The organism is Acidovorax lacteus (assembly GCF_039540375.1).
GTDB classification, from domain to species: Bacteria; Pseudomonadota; Gammaproteobacteria; order Burkholderiales; family Burkholderiaceae_C; genus Acidovorax_G; species Acidovorax_G lacteus.
The window spans coordinates 1-14,754 of sequence record NZ_BAABEX010000002.1 but is presented as its reverse complement, the minus strand read 5'-3'; the positions used below and the strand labels follow the sequence as shown (position 1 = coordinate 14,754).

Genomic DNA, 14,754 nt, shown 5'->3' with positions numbered 1-14,754 from the left:
AGTCCCTGCCTGCCATGTCTCAAACCACGTCGCGTTCCCGCACCGTGTTCCGCGCCTGCGTGGTCAATGCGGTGCGCGGCGGCGAGTCCTTGATGCAGCGCCTGGTGCAACTGACGCAGGGTGCTCTGGCCAGCGAGGAATCGCAGCTCCGTGACATCTATCGCCGCAACCTGCTGAGCGATGCGATGCGGTTGCTCAAGCAGCACGAGTCGGCCCTCGTCAAGGGCTACGCCATGGCGCTGCTGGAGATCTTTGCGGAGGGCCCGTCCCTGTCCAAGGGCCGGGTGTCGGAAGACACGGGCATGGACTTCGGTGAGCTCACCCTCATGGACGACCATGCCATGCAGGACCAGGTGGAACTCTCCCGTGCCCAGCAACTGGCGGTGCACGCAACCGACGCTGTTCTGTCGGAGTTGAACACGCTGGTGAGTTCTGCCCAAGGCTTGCGCAGCGTGCAGCCTGAGCGCAATCCGCTGCGTCCGGAGTCCTACATCCGTGCCTTGCAGCGCGTGACGGGCGAAACCGGGGCCCCGGGTGAAGTGCGTCAGGTCTGGCTTGAACGCATGCGCGACCAGATCGGCCCCTTGTTGGCCGACGAGTACCGCACCATCATCCGGAGCCTGCGAGAGCATGGGGTGGAGCCCGTCGGCTACGCCGTTGCGGGCAGTGGTGGTCGCAGTGGCTATGGCTCGGTGTATGGCGGCGCCTATACCGGAGGTTATGGCGGCGGGCCGGGCAGTGGGTACGGTGCATCGGGTGCCGCCCCACTCAGCGGTTACGGCGCGAGTATGTATGGCCGGGCCGGCGCGACGGCCGCCCCGGGCTGGACAGGGGAGTCCCAGCAAGCCCAGCTCGCGGCGGAGGCCGAGGAGGCCCTGCTGACGGTGGGCATCCTGCGCCAGATGCTGGCGGGCGGGGGCGATCCGTTCGACCCTCGGGTGCTGGCGGGGCCGGTGGCGCCGACGGTGGTGGCAGCCGCGCCAGGCCTCCCGACAGCAGGGCGCGCGCCTGGTTGGAGCGAGTCGCGTGCCGTGCCCGCGACGGGCGCTGCGGGCTTGTCCGCGGCCTACTTGCCGCAGGCCGCCGCCGAGGCCATGGAGGACATTGCGCAGTTGGAGCGCATTGTCGGCCGCCTGTCCGGCTCGACGCCTTCGTCGAGCGCGCCGCTCTCGGGCTGGCGCGGTACGCCGCAAGCGGCAGCGCCGCGCGTTTACACCGTGCCCATGGGCGCCGCCACAGAATCCCCGGCGCATGCGGCCGAGGTCGTGGCTCGCATGATGGAGAACATTGCGCAGGACACCCGGCTTTTGCCCCCAGTGCTGCGCGCGGTGCAGAATTTGGCGCCCGCGCTGCAACGACTGGTGCGCCATGATCTCGGCTTCTTCAACGATGCGGCTCATCCCGCGCGCAGACTCCTGGATGAGATGACCGAGCGCAGCCTGGGGTTCGCTTCGGAGACTGCGCCAGGCTTCAGCCAGTTTATGAAGCTCATGGACGAGGCGGTGGCTCACCTCACCAAGGTGGACATTCAGGACGCCGGGCCTTTCGATACGGTACTCAAGGCGTTGCAAAACGCCTGGGACACGCAGCAGCAACGCCTTCGTGCGCACCAGTTGGCCAAAGAGCGGGCCAAACGGCAGGAGCAGCGTCGGCGAAGCTACATCGCCCGTATGTCAGAGCGTCTGCAGGACTTGCCTGATCTCGCAGAGGTGCCGGAGGATGTGGCCGCCTTCGTGACGGGGCCCTGGCTAGAAGCCGCAGCCCACGCCTATCAGGCGCAGTTTGCGGTCACCGACGTTACGGACGAAGGCATGGAGGAAGACCCCAAGGGCTATCTGGCTCTGGTGTCGACCTTGCTGTGGAGTGCACAGCCCGAGCGCACACGGCATGAGACCGAACGTTTGTCGGCCACCATTCCAGCGCTCTTGGCAAGCCTGCGGGAGGGGCTCGATGCCATTCAATACCCGGTGGCCAAGTCCAGCGCTTTTCTCGAACGCTTGGTAGCCCTGCATCAAGCGGCTTTCGAGGCTGTATCGTCCCGCCATGGCGACGCGCTGCAGGAACTGATCGATCCCGAAGAGCTTGCAGAGCACCTGTTGCCTGCAGAACCGGCCGGTCATCCTGAGCCTGAGGCGCCCGTGGCGACCAGTACCACCGAACGTGACGAGGCGGCGTCGGACGAAGCGTTCCGCATCGGCTGCTGGGTGGAGATCACCAGCCACCAGCGGGCCGTACGCACGCAGTTGACCTGGTGCAGTCCCCAGCGGACCCTGTTCCTTTTCACTGCCCCGGATGGGAGCACGCAGTCGATGACGCGGCGAGTACGCGACAAGATGATCGCCGACGGTCAGTTGAAGCTGGTGCCCTCTGCCACGTCGGGCGAGAAACCCTCCGGCGCTGCCCGCCTCGGTCGTTCGGGCAGCGCGTCGGCCTGATGCCCGGGCTGAGGTTGGCTGCGGCGCAGTTCGCCATGCTGACACTTGCACCGCCAGGGCCTAGCGGTGCGCAGTTTTTGCTTGCGCGGATGCGCACGAAGCGTCCATAGCTGGAACAATAGCCCCCGTCGAGCAGGCCACGGCGCCATGGGGGCGCCATCGCTACCTGCTCCTTGGGTGCAGATTTTCATGACATCTTCGGCTCAGACCCGCTACGACGTTCTTTACCAGCAGTGTCTTGATGACGCTGCCGCCGAGGGCCGATGGCTGATCGAGAAGCTGCTCGACTACACGCGTTATCACCTGCAGCGCAAAGAGTCCGAGGTCCGCCATCAGGACGATCGGCGCGCTATGGCCGAAGCGGTGGCGCTGCTTCAGCGGCATCAGCGCAGCATGGTCGAGGCGTTTCCGACGGCGCTGCGCAAGGCCTTTGACGGCGCTTTGCGCGCCGAGGCACCCACGCGTGCCCGGGCCTTGACCGAACTGCGCTTTGAAGACCTGGAACTGCTGGATGCCGGGCAGGTGCAAGACCATGTGGAGGTGGCGCGGGCCCAGCAGATGACGCTGCTGCACGTGGAGGCCGTGCTGGCGGAGCTCAATCCCTTGATGTGCGCTCTGGCGGGCTTGCCCAGCGTGCAGCCTGAGCGCAACCCTGTCCATCCGCAGGTGTACCTGCGTGTGCTCCAGGAGGTAATGACGGGTGCGGGCGTGCCCGCTGGCGCTCGCATGCTGTGGACCTTGCAGATGTGCGAGCTGCTGGGCCGTGAGCTGGAAGGCTTCTATCAGCGCCTGATCGTTCGCCTGCGAGAGCAGGGGGTGCAGCCCGTGGGTTACCAGAGGGCTGGTGCGACAGCCGCCCCGGCGGCGGCTGGTTTCCATGCCAGCAACGACTTTCTTCCGGAGGCCGCCGAAGCGCCGGCGCCGGCCTTATTGACGGCCGCCAACCTGCACGATTTGCTGGTGCATGACGAGGTGCCGCAGCCTGTGCCCTCTCGCCTGGCGGCTTTCGCCCAGCGCTTTGCCCAGGAGTTTGAAGCCGCTGACCCTGCGGGGGCTGAAGACGGGCCACCATCGGACTTTCCGGCCACGCTGCCCGGGGCGCTGGAGGCACTGGACCAGACAGACCATGTGGAAGAGGTTCTGCAGCGCCTTGCAGTGCAGCAGGGGCGCGAGCGCACCGAAGCCCGCGCCGTGTTCTCGGAGCGCATGCACCAGGACGCCGACGGCACCCGTCAGGCGGTGGCGCGCGAGGTCGTCGTGCTGATGATCGAGAACCTGTGCCGCGATGAGCGGCTGCTGCTGCCGGTGCGCCAGGGGCTGCGCCAGTTGGAGCCCGTGCTGCTGAAGCTGGTCGAGCACGACGCCCGATTCTTCAGCGACCGCGACCATCCGGCGCGCCGCTTCATGGACGAGGTGACCGAGCGCAGCCTGGCCTGGGACCACGTGGACGGACCTGGGTTCGCCGTGTTCTTCAAGCCAGTGTACAAGGCGCTCAAGGCCTTGTCGGCACTACAAGAGGTGTCCGCCGCACATTTCCACTCGGCCATGGTGCAGATCTACCGGATGTGGCAAGACCAGCATGACAAGCAACTGCGCCAGCGCGAGGCCGCGGTGCAGGCCCTGCAGCATGCAGAACAGCGCAACCTGCTCGCGCAGCGCCTGCAATCGGAGCTCCACGCCCTGCCGGCAATGGCCGAAGTGCCGCCGGACGTGCGCGATTTCGTACAGGGGCCCTGGGCCCAGGTCCTGGCCGAAGCGCGGTTGGCCGACCGCAGCGGCGATGCGGACCCCGGTGGCTATCACGCCCTGGTGGGGTCTTTGCTGTGGGCCGCAACACCGGGGGCGGGGCAGGCCAATCCGGCGCGGCTGACGCGCATCACCCCCGGGCTGCTCACCGGTCTGCGGCAAGGCCTGCGCACCATCGATTACCCGGCGCGGCAGACCAGCGCGTTTCTAGAGCGTCTGATGGGGCTCATGCAGGCCGATGCCCGCGTGCTTGCCGAGCCGTCTCCTGCGGCCGGTGCGAGCCCGGCAGGTTCGGTCTCTGAGCAGACGGTGCCCACGGATTCCTCCTGGCCATCTTTGCCCGGCGAGGCGTGGCTGGGCCCGCAGGAGGCGCGTTCGTCGGGGTTCATGAGCATTGGCACAGAGGAATTGCCAGCCGAGGCCGAGGACGCCGACGCCGCCCACGAGGGGGACGGCGCTGCAGCCGATATCGGCTGGGAGGTCGGGGCCTGGATCGACTTGCAGACCGACAAGGGATGGGTGCGTTCGCAGCTGTCCTGGTGCAGCCCCCATGGCACCTTGTTCCTGTTCAAGCAGGGCGACGGCAATGTCTGCTCCATGACCCGCCGGATGCGCGACACCCTGCTGGCCGAGGGGCGGCTGCGCGTCGTGGCGCATGAGCCCGTGGTGACGGGCGCGCTCGACGCAGTGGCCCGTGCGGCCATTCTCAACAGCCTGGACGTGCCGGTGCGCCTGCTCGACCCCGAAGGCGACGCCCGCGGCTGACCAGTGCGGCAGGCGCTGCGCAGCGCCGGGCTCGCAGCGAGGTGGGCCTGGGCAGATCCGGGCAGGCGCTAGGGCCGCGCAAAGTCCCGCGCACAGGGCAGGTGCAGTCCCTCGGCGGTGGTCAGCGCGCTGGCAGCCTGCACGGCGCGCACGGTGGCCAGGGCCACAGCCTCGGCCGCCATGGTAGCCAGCAGCATCATCCCGGGGTTGCGTTGCGCGAGCCCAGTGCCCAGTGCGAACAATGTGTCCCCGTCGGACATGGTGTGTACGGGGTTGATGCTGCGGGCCAGCCCGTCGTGCGCCGCAACGGCCAACCGGTGCGCCTGCGCCTTGGTGAGCACGGCATCGGTGGCCACCACCCCGATGGTGGTGTTGGTGCCGGCGAGCAGCGGCCGGGGCGCTTCGCCGCGCAGCAGCGCGCGGCGCGTGTCGCGCATGGCCTGGCCGTCGTCGGTCCGCGAGCCGGCCAGCACGGCTCCGGTGTCGGGGTGCACCACATCACCCAGCGCGTTGCAGGCGATCAAGGCCCCGACGGTGACCCCGTTCACGGTGACCGATGCGGAGCCGATGCCGCCCTTCATGGCGTTCTGGATGCCGAAGATCTTGCCTACGGCCGCGCCCGCGCCGGCACCCACATTGCCCTCGGCCACCGGGGCCATGCTCGCGGCCTCGCAGGCGGCGTAGCCCGCAGCGGCGTCCGGGCGTACCCGCATGTCGCCCACCAGCAAATCGAACAGCACGGCTGCAGGCACGATGGGCAGGCGGCCCACGGCCACGTCGAAGCCCACGCCACGTTCTTCGAGCCAGCGCACCGCGCCGGTGGCGGCCTCCAGACCCCAGGCGCTGCCCCCAGCGAGCACGATGCCGTGCACCTGCTCCACGAGGTTGGAGGGGTGCAGCAGGTCGGTTTCGCGTGTGCCCGGGGCTGCGCCGCGCACGTCCACACCGGCCACGGCACCCGCGCGGGCCAGCACCACGCTGCAGCCTGTGGGGCGGCGGGTGTCGGTGAAGTGGCCCACCTCGATGCCCGCCACGCGGGTGATGCTGCCAGGGTCTTCAGGGGTCGGAAGGTGTTGCATGCCGCCGATTATGCGAGCCCGCACACGGCGCGCCGGTCTCGGTGGCGCCAGCCCGCCGCGGTGCGTTCATCGGGCGTTAGGGCGCAGGCTCGGCGTGGGTGAGGACGTACGCGCCTTGCTGTTGTTCGGCCTTGAAGCGAATTTTGGTGCCCGCCTGCATGCGCGCGGCCAGTGCCGCGTCGGGCACGCGGAACACCATGGTCATGGGCGGCATGTCGAGGTTGCGGATGGGGCCGTGCCGCAGCGTGGCGCGGCCGGTGCGTGCGTCCCAGCGCAGCACTTCGGCGTCGCTCAGCCCGTCGTCGGTGGCGGTTGCAGCGCCTGGCGCAGGGGCGGTGGCGGTGGCGGTGGCATGGCCCGCGTGGGCGCTGTGGGCATCGGGCGTCGCAGCAGTTTGGGCCTGGGCGGCGGCAGTCGTCAGCGCCCAGACGGCGGCAGCCACCCAGGCAGCGGGCAAAGGCGTGGCCGCCTGCGGGTGTTCGTTGTGCGGGAAGAGAGTGCGAATCGGCATGGTGCAGTTGGTGGGGTTGGAGCGGGGGTGGTCAGGCCTTGGGCGCAGCCTGCCCGGGGTAGTGGCGAAACACCCGGGTGCTGCCGTCGCGTGCCACGAGCAGCACGTCGTACGCATCGCGGCGGTTGCCATATGCGGGCCCGTCCATGCCGGGTGAGCCAATGGGCATGCCCGGCACGGCCAGGCCCAGCGCACGCGGCTTGTCGCGCAGCAGCTGGTGGATGTCGGCGGCAGGCACATGGCCTTCGATCAGGTAGCCGCCGACCAGGGCGGTGTGGCAGGAGCCCAGCCGGTCGGGCAGGCCCAGACGCTTGCGCACGGCCTGGTTGCCCACGTCGTGCACTTTCACGGCAAAGCCATTGGCTTCGAGGTGCAGGACCCAGTCGCCACAGCAGCCGCAGTTCGGGTCTTTCCAGACTTCCAGCGCCACCGGGGCGCTGCGGGCCAGCGCGGGGCGGGCGCCCAGCGCCGCAGCCAGCCCGAGGGCGGTCATGCCCAGGCTGGCGCCCAGCCAGCGGCGGCGGTCGAGCCGGGCGGTTGACGAAGCGCGAGCCGCGCTGTGACGAGAAGGGTCAAGGGGGTGCATAGAAAGTGCTCCATCCAGCAAAAAAGGAGGCTCTGTGTCGAAGCTTGGTGGCTCAGCGCGGGCGCACGGTGATCGTGCCGCGCATGCCCGCCTCGTAGTGGCCGGGAATCAGGCACGCAAAGGCGAACGTGCCCGGACGGTTGAACTGCCAGACGATGTCGCCGCGCTGGCCAGCCTCCACATGCGCCATGTAGGGCTCGTCGTGCTCCATGTTCGGGTGCTTGCGCATGAGCTCGGCGTGCGCGTCCAGCTCGGCTTGTGTGCCGAGCACGATTTCGTGCAGCACCTGGCCCGCGTTCACCGCGCGGATGCGCAGGGTCTCGCCTTCGGTGACGGTGATGGTGGCGGGGGCGAACTTCATGTCGTCCGTCATGCGCACGGTGATGGTGCGGCGCACGGCGCTGGCCTCGCCGGCGATGCCCCAGTCCTTCTGCTCGCGCACCGCGCTGGCGTGGTGTGCGCTGCCCGCAGCGCTGCCATGGCCCTGGGGACCATGGGCAAAAGCAGTGCTTGTGCTTGTCAAAGCTGAAGATATTGCTATCAAAAATGTAGTGATTCGCATGGTCGCTCCGGGGTTCAGTGCTGATGGCCACCGCTGGCCGCCGAGGGCTTGCGCGCCGATGGCGCCCCGGGCGCGGTGCCCGGGGTGTCGGTGCGGGGGGCTTGTGGCACCTGGGCGGCCGGACCCTGCCATTCGTAGGCGCGCGTGCCGGGCGGCTGGGCGTAGTCGCCCGGGTCGCTCCAGTCGCGGGCCCCCAGGCCTGCGCGCACCTTGAGCGTGGTGAACATGCCGCCCATCTCGATGGGGCCGTAAGGGCCGCTGCCGGTCATCATCGGCGGCGTGTTGTCGGGCAGGGGCATCTCCATCGCGCCCATGTCGGCCATGCCGCGCTCGCCCATCACCATGTAGTCGGGCACGATCTTCTGGATCTTGCCCACCAGGCCGCGGTGGTCCACACCGATCATGGTGGGCACGTCGTGGCCCATGGGGCCCATGGTGTGGTGGCTCTTGTGGCAGTGCATGGCCCAGTCGCCGGGTTCGTCGGCCAGAAACTCGATCTGCCGCATCTGGCCCACCGCCACGTCGGTGGTCACCTCGGGCCAGCGGGCGCTGCGCGGCACGGGGCCTCCGTCGGTGCCCGTCACCTCGAACTCGATGCCGTGGATGTGGATGGGGTGGTTGGTCATGGTCAGGTTGCCGATGCGCACGCGCACCCGGTCGCCCAGCCGCGCCACCAGCGGGCTGATGGCCGGAAACACACGGCTGTTCCAGGCCCAGATGTTGTGGTCGAGCATGGTGTTGATGCGCGGGGTGCGGCTGCCGGGCTCCACATCAAAGGCATTGATGAGAAACGCGTAGTCGCGCTGCACCGGCGCAATGTGCGGATGCGTGCCGCGTGGGTGGGTGATCCACAGGCCCATCATGCCCATGGCCATCTGCACCATTTCGTCGGCATGCGGGTGGTACATGAAGGTGCCGGGGCGCTTGGCCTCGAACTCGTACACCCAGGTCTTGCCGGGCGGGATGGCATGCTGGTTGAGGCCGCCCACACCGTCCATGCCGTTGGGCAGGCGCTGGCCATGCCAGTGGATGGTGGTGTGCTCGGGCAGCCGGTTGGTCACGAAGATGCGCACGCGGTCGCCTTCGACCACTTCGATCGTCGGTCCCGGACTCTGGCCGTTGTACCCCCAGAGGTTGACGAAAAAGCCGGGCGCGACTTCGCGCACCACGGGCTCGGCCACGAGGTGGAACTCCTTGACGCCCTGGTTCATGCGCCAGGGGGTGGTCCAGCCGTTGAGGGTGACCACGGGCTGGTAGGGGCGTCCGCTCGCGGGGTACAGCGGTGCGGCGGTGTCGGCCGAGGCCTGCATCACGGGTTCGGGCAGCGCGGCCATGGCGGCGCGGGCCACACTGGTGGCCGCCACTGCTGTGGCGGCACCGGCAAAGAAATGGCGGCGGTTCATGGGGTGTCTCCTGCCACGCCCCGCAGGGCGTGGGTGACGAGGGGGGACAGCGGGCGGCCGACGTTGGCCGCAGCGGTGGCAGGCAGGGGCGAGGGCTTCGAAGTGCGCATGTCAGTGCCCCTTGCCGGCATCGGCGGTACCGCCAGCGGCAGGGGCCAGGCGCGAGAGTGCGGCCCCGCTGGTGCCGGTGAGTGCGAGCTGCAGGTCGGCCTCGGCCAGCCAGAAGTCGCGTTGTGCCTCTGTGGCCTGGGCCACAGCCTGGGTGCTGGCGCGTGCTGCGGCCAGCAAGTCCCACACGCTGGCCAGCATGCCGTTGTAGCGCAGGGTGGTTTCGTCGGCGATCAGCTGGCGCAGGGGCACGACCTCCTCGCGCTGCTGGCGCGCCAGGTCGTAGGCGGTGCGGTAGGTGAGCCAGGCGCTGCGCACTTCGGTGCGGGCCTGCAGCGCCGTGCTTTGCAGCATCGCTGCCTGGCGCTCGACCTGGGCCTGCGCGCGCGTGCGCGCTGCGCTGCCCCAGTCGAACAGTGGCAGGGGCAGCTCCAGCTCCCAGCCGCGGGTGACCTCGGGGTGGCTGCCATCGCGCGCGGTCTTGGTGTGGCGTTGGTAGGCCAGGCCGATGTCGCCAAACACGGCGCTGGCACGGGCCCAGCCGGCCCGCTCGGCGTCGGTGTCGAGTTGCAGCCGCGCGGCGCGCACGTCAAGGCGTTCGCGCAAGGCGGTGGTTTCCAGCGCGTCGGCCGCTTGCGGGGTGGCCGGAAGGTCGGGCAGGCGGTCGGCCAGCCGGTAAGCCGTGGCCGGACCCCAGATGCCCAGCACCTGGTGCAGTTGTTCCCGCTCCAGGGCTGCGGCCAGGCGGGCGCGGGCCAACTGGGCTGCGGCATCGGCCAGCACGGTTTGTTCCTGGGCGTGCTTCAGGCGGCTCCAGTTCCCGACCTGGGCCATGCGCCGCGCCAGCTCGGCACCCGCTTCGGCGGCCTCGTGCATGCGTTCGTGCGCAGCCACCACCTGCTCGGCGGCCACGGCACGCACCCAGGCGCGGCGGGCCTGCGCGGCCAGCCGTACGGCGTCCTGTGCGGCCTCCAGGGTGGCGGCCTCCATTTGCTGGCCCAACCAGCGGCTGCGCCAGGGCAGGGTGATCCAGTCCAGCAGGCCGAACGCGAGGCTGCGCTCGATCTCGCGCTCGTGCGGGCTCACCAGCCGGGCCAGCGACAGGTGCGGGTTGGGCAGCGTCAGGGCCTGTACACGCTCGGCGTCGGCCATGCCCAGGCCGGCCAGGCGCGCCTGCAGCCCCGGGTTCTGCAGCAGGGCAATGCGCACAGCCCGGTCGGCCGTCAGGGGTTCGGCCAGCCAGGCCTGGATCTGCTGCTGGGCGGCGGCGCGCGCAGCGGGGTCGGTGGCGGGCAACGCAGCCGCCACCCCGGCCGTGCGCCCGGCCGTATGCGAGGCGACCTGCGAGCGCAGGCCGTCTGGGGCCACTGTGGCGCAGCCGGTCAGTGCCACGGCCGCCAGGCTGGCCAGCGCGATGCGCAGCGGGCGGGCGACAGAGCGGCGCCGCATCGGCGTTGCGATGGGGTAGCGGTTCATCGTGCATCTCCTGCCGGGGCGTGTGATGGCGGCATGCCGGGCGCAGTCGTGGTGTGGCCGCCCGGGCGGTGGTGCTGGTGGTGGCCGTGGCCCTGCATCGGGTGGGCGGCTGGTGTGTGCGAGTGCGATGCCGCCTTTGGGGGCTCGGCGGGTGTGGCTCCGTGCTGTGCTTCCCAGGCCACGATGTCGGCATGCCCGCGCGGAAACGCCCCAACGGAGGCGTTGGCGGCGTGCCAGTCGCTGTCGGTGGGCTGCGCGTTGGGCAGTGGGCGTGGGGACAGGGGGCGGTGCGCGAGCGGGGCGCCTGCGTGCCGGGCGTCGGCCGCCGGGGCTTGCGCGGGCGTCGCATCGGCCGCAGAGGCCTGGGGTATCCAGGCCAGCGCGATAGCGGCGGCACAACCCGCAGGGCGCAGGGCCCTGGATCGGGACAAGAACATGTCGATCTCCGTGAAAACGAATCGGACGCAGCCGGGCAGCGCTGCGCCGCCATCAGGCGCAACGGCCACCGGGCCGCACGGTGCGTGCGAGGGAGATCAGGCGATGGGAGGTTTGATGGCCGGTGCCATCGGAGCGCTCGAGAAGCGCGCAGGCAGGCGCAGGGGGCCTGCGTGCTCCGAGCTTGGCAGCGCCAGGCTGAGCACCGGTGGGGTCAGCATGGCCGAATGGCAGATTTCGCAGGCCGAGCAGCCGCCGCCCGCATGTTCGCCATGGGCTGCGAGGGCCGGGCATGGTGTCGCATCCGATGCAGCGTCTGCACAGGGGTGATGGCCCGAGGCCGCCGCGCGGCCCATCGGGTGGGCATCATGCGACGCATGCGCCCCTCCGTGCGATACATGTGCATGTGCTGCCGCTTGCGCCGCCAAACTGGCAACATCTGGCGATGTGGATGGCAGCATGGGCACCATGCCAGCCGCCATGGCGCTGCCCACCAGCCCGCGCAGGACCAGCAGGAGCACCAGGCCAGACGAAAGCAAGCGCCGCATGGTGTGGATGATAGGCTGTGTGCGCAAAGGTTCCAGTCCGTAGGGCCAAGCGCAGTCGGGTCACTGCCCCATGTAGCGGCCGGGTCTGTGGTTCATGGCCAGCACCAGGTTCAAGGCAACAGCCGCCAGGATGGACCAGGCCACGCGCACAGGCTCGACCGTCCACAACGCCAGCAGCACGATGGCGCAGTCCACCGCCATCTGCACTGTGCCTGCGCGCCAGCCGTAGCGGTCTTGCAGGTACAGCGCGGCAATGCCCACGCCGCCCAGACTGCTGCGGTGCCGGAACAGCACGAGAAACCCGGTGCCGGTGATCAAGCCGCCAGCCACTGCCGCATAGGCGGGCGCAATCGTGCCGAGCGACAGGAAATGCGGCTGCCATTCCGCCATGACGGACAGCAGCAAGACCGCGGCAAAGGTCTTGACCGTGAACGAGCGGCCGAGCTTGCGCCAGGCCAGCCAATAGAACGGCAGGTTGAGCACGAAGAAGATCTTGCCGAAGCCCCAGCCGGTGGCGTAGTGCAACAGAAACGCGAGCCCGGCCGTGCCGCCCGTGAGCAGCCCGGCTTGCGTGAAGAAGGCCACCCCGACGGAAATCAACATCACGCCACTGAACAGCGCGACCAGGTCTTCCGTCACAGAGTGGGGAACCGTGGCCGCAGGCAGTGCGGGCGATGGGGCGGGCGAGGTGGACATGCGGTGTGCGGGCGAAGGAGGCGAGCGCCGATTGGAGCATGCCCACAGGGCATCCGTCTTGCTGTGCGTCAAGCCGATGGCGGGACGGCGTTTGCGGCCACCAGTGCTTGGCGGATGCGGTCTGTCAGCTCCGCAGGCACCTCCATGGACGCAAACGGCGATATCCGGGCGCGGCCCAGGTTGCCTGCGGGGAGCCTGCGCAGGGCGTGGCCAGGGACGGTCAATATCCAGCGCAGCCACTGGCCTCCACATTCCCGCGCGTCCCGGTCTGCAAACGCCTGCCGGGCCATCGCGGCGTGGGTACGCGCATGCAGGCGCCACACCGGCTGACCGAGCACGTGCGCGGCCTCCAGCCATCGCCAGCGTTCGGCGGCCGGGCTATCGGTCGCACGGCCCTGGGCCAGCAGCCACTCGACGGCGCGCGTGTGCGCCTGCGGGTCGTTTGTGCGCCATGGTTCATTCAGGTTCATGGCGTGCCTCCCGCAGTTCGGCGCGGGCCTGCCGCATCACGGCTGCGCCGCCTGATATCGCCAGCCCGGCCATGACGGCCGCAACCACGAGGTCTGGCCAGGCCGTGCCAGTGCCGAACACCCCGAGGGCTGCGCCCATTACCGCCACATTGCCCAGCGCATCGTTGCGGGTGCAGATCCACACGCCGCGCATGTTGGCATCGCCCTGGCGCCATCTGTAAAGCAGCACGGCCACGCCCAGATTGGCCGCCAGCGCCAGCAGACCCACAGTGCCCATGGTGATGGGCTCGGGCGCCGCGCCAGTCCAGGCACCCCAGGCCACCCGTGCCACCACGAACAGGCCGAACGCCAGCATGGTGGCGCCCTTGAGCAGCGCGGCGCGGGCGCGCCAAGCCGGGGCCATGGAGAGCACAAGGAGCGATACCGCGTAGTTGGCTGCATCGCCCAAAAAGTCGATGGCATCGGCCAGCAGCGACGCCGATCCGGACTGCGCACCGGCCCAGAGTTCCACGCCGAACATCAGCGCGTTGACCATCAGGGCGGCCCACAGCACACGCCGGTAGCGCGGGTCTGCAGTGGCCGAGGGCGCTGTGTGGCAGTGTGAACCACAGCCATCGCGGTGTGGTTGGGAGGCGGGCGGGGCCGCGTGCAGTGCGTGGTCGTGCATGGCAATCCTCAGAGTGCGGGTGGGGCCAACGGCGCAGGGCCTTGGTGGGCATGGCATCATTGGAAACCTTAAAGCCACTCCAAGGTCAAGCCATGCCATCCTCTGCCGATCTGCGTTCAAAAACCGCTATCTGGCGCATTGGCGAGGCCGCGCGCCACAGCAGAGTCAGCACCGACACCATCCGGTACTACGAGCGCGAGGGCTTGTTGCCGAGAGCCGGTCGCGCCGACAACGCTTACCGGCTGTACAGCGAGGCCGATGTCCACAGGCTTCGGTTCATCCGGCTGTGCCGGGCCATGGACATGTCGCTGCCAGAGGTGCGGGCGCTGCTGGATCTTGATTGGGGGCGGCGCAGCGACTGCGAGGCAGCGCGCACGACGCTCGATGCGCACCTGCAGCATGTGAGAGATCGGCTGGCCGAGCTGCAAACGCTGGAGCAGGACCTGCAAGCCTTGCGCTACCACTGCGATGGAACTGGAGGGCGCTGCGGCATCATCGAGGCGCTGCACGCACGAGCCGATGCCGAGCCTGTGGCCCCGGGTGGCCGTGCCGGGGGACGCCACGTCTGAGCGGCTTGCAATACAAGTACGGTGCCGCCGCGATACAATCACGGGTTCGAGCGCAGCGCAACGCCTGCTGCTGATGGAGCCTTCGCGGCCGTCTGCCTGATCTGCGCCTCGGGTGCAGTGACCCCCACCGCTTCACTACGCACGGGTGTCCCACGACGGGACTCCGCAGGCACGCCCCGTGCCGTGCCCTTGCAAGGGTGTTGGGGCCGACCACAGAACGCATATTTGGAAGATTCGAGGAACCATGGCCAAAGAAGAACTGATTGAGATGCAGGGCAGCGTGACAGAAGTGCTGCCGGATTCGCGTTTCCGCGTAACCCTGGACAACGGGCACCAGTTGATCGCCTACACCGGCGGCAAGATGCGCAAGCACCACATCCGCATTCTGGCGGGTGACAAGGTGTCGCTCGAGATGTCTCCCTACGATCTGACCAAGGGCCGCATCACGTTCCGCCACTTGGCCGGTCGTGGTCCGGGTCCCAATTCTGGTGGCAACCGCTGAGGGCAATTACGCGATAAAACGCTGCGTATTTCGGAAAACCCCGTTTGCGCAGGGTAGAATGTGAGGCTTCGGAGCGTAGCGCAGCCTGGTAGCGCATCTGCTTTGGGAGCAGAGGGTCGCGAGTTCGAATCCCGCCGCTCCGACCATAAATGACAAGGCCTGCAGAGGATTTCCCCTGCAGGCCTTTTGTCTAACT

The 14,754-nt window shown here is 69.1% G+C and carries 15 protein-coding genes and 1 tRNA gene; 5 read left to right on the top strand and 11 right to left on the bottom strand.

Annotated features, from left to right (window positions below; genetic code table 11):
• Positions 1–14: 14 nt before the first annotated feature.
• Both ABD866_RS00945 and ABD866_RS00940 read left to right on the top strand, forming a co-directional pair.
• Positions 15–2,435 carry a DUF1631 family protein gene (locus ABD866_RS00945; RefSeq protein WP_345060305.1) on the top strand — a complete coding sequence of 807 codons (2,421 nt, stop codon included), beginning with the start codon at positions 15–17 and terminating at the stop codon, positions 2,433–2,435.
• A 189-nt stretch (positions 2,436–2,624) separates the two neighbouring features.
• Complete coding sequence (locus tag ABD866_RS00940) at positions 2,625–4,946, top strand: DUF1631 family protein (RefSeq protein ID WP_345060303.1); 2,322 nt, start codon at positions 2,625–2,627, stop codon at positions 4,944–4,946.
• Positions 4,947–5,014: 68 nt separating this feature from the next.
• Here the strand turns inward: ABD866_RS00940 and ABD866_RS00935 are convergent, their stop codons facing one another.
• The 11 genes from ABD866_RS00935 to ABD866_RS00885 all read right to left on the bottom strand — a co-directional run bounded on the left by ABD866_RS00935 (position 5,015) and on the right by ABD866_RS00885 (position 13,487).
• Complete coding sequence (locus tag ABD866_RS00935) at positions 5,015–6,025, bottom strand: P1 family peptidase (protein ID WP_345060301.1); 1,011 nt, start codon at positions 6,023–6,025, stop codon at positions 5,015–5,017.
• A 76-nt stretch (positions 6,026–6,101) separates the two neighbouring features.
• Complete coding sequence (locus ABD866_RS00930) at positions 6,102–6,536, bottom strand: copper-binding protein (protein ID WP_345060299.1); 435 nt, start codon at positions 6,534–6,536, stop codon at positions 6,102–6,104.
• 31 nt (positions 6,537–6,567) lie between these two features.
• Positions 6,568–7,029, bottom strand: coding sequence for a DUF411 domain-containing protein (locus ABD866_RS00925; RefSeq protein WP_345060462.1), 462 nt, complete (start codon positions 7,027–7,029; stop codon positions 6,568–6,570).
• Between the two features lie 145 nt (positions 7,030–7,174).
• Positions 7,175–7,684 (bottom strand): cupredoxin domain-containing protein, encoded by a 510-nt coding sequence (locus ABD866_RS00920; protein WP_345060298.1) that lies wholly within the window; start codon positions 7,682–7,684, stop codon positions 7,175–7,177.
• Positions 7,685–7,698: 14 nt separating this feature from the next.
• Positions 7,699–9,087 carry a multicopper oxidase family protein gene (locus tag ABD866_RS00915; RefSeq protein ID WP_345060296.1) on the bottom strand — a complete coding sequence of 463 codons (1,389 nt, stop codon included), beginning with the start codon at positions 9,085–9,087 and terminating at the stop codon, positions 7,699–7,701.
• A 111-nt stretch (positions 9,088–9,198) separates the two neighbouring features.
• Positions 9,199–10,644, bottom strand: a complete 1,446-nt coding sequence (locus ABD866_RS00910) for a TolC family protein (RefSeq protein ID WP_345060460.1) — start codon at positions 10,642–10,644, stop codon at positions 9,199–9,201.
• Positions 10,645–10,667: 23 nt separating this feature from the next.
• Complete coding sequence (locus ABD866_RS00905; RefSeq protein WP_345060294.1) at positions 10,668–11,108, bottom strand: hypothetical protein; 441 nt, start codon at positions 11,106–11,108, stop codon at positions 10,668–10,670.
• A 96-nt stretch (positions 11,109–11,204) separates the two neighbouring features.
• Positions 11,205–11,327: a hypothetical protein gene (locus tag ABD866_RS00900; protein WP_345060292.1), complete on the bottom strand. Its 123-nt coding sequence runs from the start codon at positions 11,325–11,327 to the stop codon at positions 11,205–11,207.
• Between the two features lie 387 nt (positions 11,328–11,714).
• Positions 11,715–12,350: a YitT family protein gene (locus ABD866_RS00895; protein WP_345060290.1), complete on the bottom strand. Its 636-nt coding sequence runs from the start codon at positions 12,348–12,350 to the stop codon at positions 11,715–11,717.
• Positions 12,351–12,418: 68 nt separating this feature from the next.
• Entirely contained in the window at positions 12,419–12,820 is a 402-nt protein-coding gene (locus tag ABD866_RS00890) for a DUF3703 domain-containing protein (protein WP_345060288.1), read from the bottom strand.
• Complete coding sequence (locus ABD866_RS00885) at positions 12,807–13,487, bottom strand: cation efflux transmembrane domain-containing protein (RefSeq protein WP_345060286.1); 681 nt, start codon at positions 13,485–13,487, stop codon at positions 12,807–12,809. The genes ABD866_RS00890 and ABD866_RS00885 overlap by 14 nt, the downstream gene beginning before the upstream one ends.
• Before the next feature lie 92 nt (positions 13,488–13,579).
• Between ABD866_RS00885 and ABD866_RS00880 the strand changes: the two genes are divergently transcribed.
• From ABD866_RS00880 to ABD866_RS00870, 3 genes are all read left to right on the top strand, one after another.
• A complete protein-coding gene (locus tag ABD866_RS00880; RefSeq protein WP_345060284.1) occupies positions 13,580–14,056 on the top strand; it encodes a MerR family transcriptional regulator in 477 nt (158 codons plus the stop codon).
• A 244-nt stretch (positions 14,057–14,300) separates the two neighbouring features.
• On the top strand, positions 14,301–14,558 hold the full coding sequence (infA, locus tag ABD866_RS00875; protein WP_345060283.1) for a translation initiation factor IF-1: 258 nt from the start codon (positions 14,301–14,303) through the stop codon (positions 14,556–14,558).
• 69 nt (positions 14,559–14,627) lie between these two features.
• Positions 14,628–14,704, top strand: a tRNA-Pro gene (locus ABD866_RS00870).
• The last annotated feature ends 50 nt before the right edge of the window (positions 14,705–14,754 follow it).

What these genes read in the sequence shown, in the direction of transcription:
- ABD866_RS00940 (WP_345060303.1), top strand. Translation starts at nt 2,625, where the DNA reads ATGACATCTTCGGCTCAGACCCGCTACGACGTTCTTTACCAGCAGTGT.
- ABD866_RS00895 (WP_345060290.1), bottom strand. Translation starts at nt 12,350, where the DNA reads ATGTCCACCTCGCCCGCCCCATCGCCCGCACTGCCTGCGGCCACGGTT.
- ABD866_RS00915 (WP_345060296.1), bottom strand. Translation starts at nt 9,087, where the DNA reads ATGAACCGCCGCCATTTCTTTGCCGGTGCCGCCACAGCAGTGGCGGCC.
- ABD866_RS00925 (WP_345060462.1), bottom strand. Translation starts at nt 7,029, where the DNA reads ATGACCGCCCTCGGGCTGGCTGCGGCGCTGGGCGCCCGCCCCGCGCTG.
- ABD866_RS00945 (WP_345060305.1), top strand. Translation starts at nt 15, where the DNA reads ATGTCTCAAACCACGTCGCGTTCCCGCACCGTGTTCCGCGCCTGCGTG.
- ABD866_RS00935 (WP_345060301.1), bottom strand. Translation starts at nt 6,025, where the DNA reads ATGCAACACCTTCCGACCCCTGAAGACCCTGGCAGCATCACCCGCGTG.
- ABD866_RS00890 (WP_345060288.1), bottom strand. Translation starts at nt 12,820, where the DNA reads ATGAACCTGAATGAACCATGGCGCACAAACGACCCGCAGGCGCACACG.
- ABD866_RS00885 (WP_345060286.1), bottom strand. Translation starts at nt 13,487, where the DNA reads ATGCACGACCACGCACTGCACGCGGCCCCGCCCGCCTCCCAACCACAC.
- ABD866_RS00900 (WP_345060292.1), bottom strand. Translation starts at nt 11,327, where the DNA reads ATGCTGACCCCACCGGTGCTCAGCCTGGCGCTGCCAAGCTCGGAGCAC.
- ABD866_RS00905 (WP_345060294.1), bottom strand. Translation starts at nt 11,108, where the DNA reads ATGTTCTTGTCCCGATCCAGGGCCCTGCGCCCTGCGGGTTGTGCCGCC.
- ABD866_RS00920 (WP_345060298.1), bottom strand. Translation starts at nt 7,684, where the DNA reads ATGCGAATCACTACATTTTTGATAGCAATATCTTCAGCTTTGACAAGC.
- infA (WP_345060283.1), top strand. Translation starts at nt 14,301, where the DNA reads ATGGCCAAAGAAGAACTGATTGAGATGCAGGGCAGCGTGACAGAAGTG.
- ABD866_RS00930 (WP_345060299.1), bottom strand. Translation starts at nt 6,536, where the DNA reads ATGCCGATTCGCACTCTCTTCCCGCACAACGAACACCCGCAGGCGGCC.
- ABD866_RS00880 (WP_345060284.1), top strand. Translation starts at nt 13,580, where the DNA reads ATGCCATCCTCTGCCGATCTGCGTTCAAAAACCGCTATCTGGCGCATT.
- ABD866_RS00910 (WP_345060460.1), bottom strand. Translation starts at nt 10,644, where the DNA reads ATGCGGCGCCGCTCTGTCGCCCGCCCGCTGCGCATCGCGCTGGCCAGC.